The organism is Desulfurococcus sp., assembly GCF_049970475.1.
Lineage (GTDB): Archaea > Thermoproteota > Thermoprotei_A > Sulfolobales > Desulfurococcaceae > Desulfurococcus > Desulfurococcus amylolyticus.
Genome location: NZ_JBMFMW010000154.1, coordinates 1 through 1,603, shown reverse-complemented (window position 1 = coordinate 1,603; position 1,603 = coordinate 1). Strand labels below are relative to the sequence as shown.

Annotated in this window: 2 protein-coding genes; both read left to right on the top strand. The window is 46.0% G+C overall.

What is annotated here, in order from left to right; translation table 11 throughout:
- Positions 1-447, top strand: a 447-nt coding sequence (locus ACP5N5_RS06930) for a 50S ribosomal protein L1 (protein ID WP_428134486.1), incomplete at its 5' end; no start/stop codon positions are given.
- Positions 448-452: 5 nt separating this feature from the next.
- The gene (locus tag ACP5N5_RS06925) at positions 453-1,454 is read left to right on the top strand and encodes a 50S ribosomal protein L10 (RefSeq protein ID WP_428134483.1); all 1,002 of its coding nucleotides are present in this window, start codon (positions 453-455) and stop codon (positions 1,452-1,454) included.
- Positions 1,455-1,603: the final 149 nt, after the last annotated feature.

Below are 1,603 nucleotides of genomic sequence, written 5' to 3'. Positions count from 1 at the left end.
GATGAAGAGCTAGCGGTTAAAGCAAGGGAGGCAGGTGCTAAAATAGTGTTAACGAGTCAGGATCTCCAGGGCTTAAGCAAGAAACAGGCGAAGAAAATAGCTGGTCAATGTGACTGGGTCTTGGTTAGAACGGATTTGATGGCTTTAACAGGGCGTACTCTGGGTCCGGCCCTGGGTCCCAGGGGTAAGGCACCTATCCCGGTACCTGCTTCCGCTAATATATCAGCCCTCATAAAGAGATACATGAATACCGTTGTGGCAAGGGTTAAGGATCAACCGCAGATAATGGTTCCGATAGGTGCAGAAGACATGAGTCCGGTGGATCTCGCTGAAAACGCACTGGCTGTTTTATCAGTGATAGAGCAGAGGCTTCCATCAGGTGCTGGTAACATTGCTAAGCTTGTTTTTAAGACTACAATGGGTATGCCGGTAGAAGTGTACAGGTGATTAATATGTCTCTTACAGCTAGGAAGATACCTGAGTGGAAGATTAAGGTAGTGGAGGAACTCGTTAACCTGATCAAGACCAGTAAAGCTTTCGCTATAGCGGATATAACCGGTATTCCAGCCAACCATATTCAAATGCTGAGGAAGAAGCTGTATGGTAAAGCGGAGTTGAGGGTGGTCAAGCCGAGACTGCTGGAGATCGCTTTAAAAAAGGCTGGCTTGAACCCGGAGCCGTTTAAAGAGTATCTCACTGGTCAAATACTGGTTGTATTCACCAATATGAATGCGTTCGAGCTTGCAATGCTGATGGACACTCATGTAACTAAATCATACTTTAAGCCCGGTGAGAAAACAGATAGGGAGATAATCATACCTGAGGGTAACACTGGTATACCTCCGGGCCCCATGCTAAGTGTATTCGGAAGGCTCAAGATACCAACCAAGGTCCAGGGAAATGTTGTCTATGTAGCTAAGGATACAGTAGTGGCTAAACCAGGTGAAGTTGTCTCTGGTGATCTAGCTAGCCTGCTCCAGAAACTGGGGCTGGCATTAAAAGAGATACGGCTTAGACCTAAGATAGCTTATGAGGGTATTGTTATACCAGGCGATAAACTCATACTAAATCTAGACGAGTATAGAAACAACATTATGGCGGCTCACCTCGACGCCTTAAAGATAGCTGTTGAAGTAGCATTACCGGAGCCAGAAGTACTACCACTAGTTATATCAAGGGCTCACAGGCACGCCTTATCACTAGCTGTGGAAACAGGCTTTATAACACCTGAGACGGCTGAAATGGTATTCTTATCGGCTGTTGCCAAAGCCAACGCTTTAGCAGTTGAGGTAGCAAGGTATGCTCCAGAGCTGGGTATAGAGGTTAAACAGGCTCCAGCACCAGTTAAACTGGAAGGCGAGAAGAAGGAGAAGGGTGAGGAGGAGAAGAAGGAGGAGTCTAAGGAGCTTAGTGAGGAAGCCCTCTCAGAAGGTTTCTCAGCACTATTCGGTTGAGCCTGTTGCGGGTTCTAAATCCTTTCTGAATTCTTGTAAATATTTTTGAACCGTTTTATTCTCTTGATGTCTTCACTAGTTTTCCTCGATGACCATTACCTTTTACTTTTCTCCCGTGGAGCCTGGATAGTTTCTCCCGGTATTCTCTG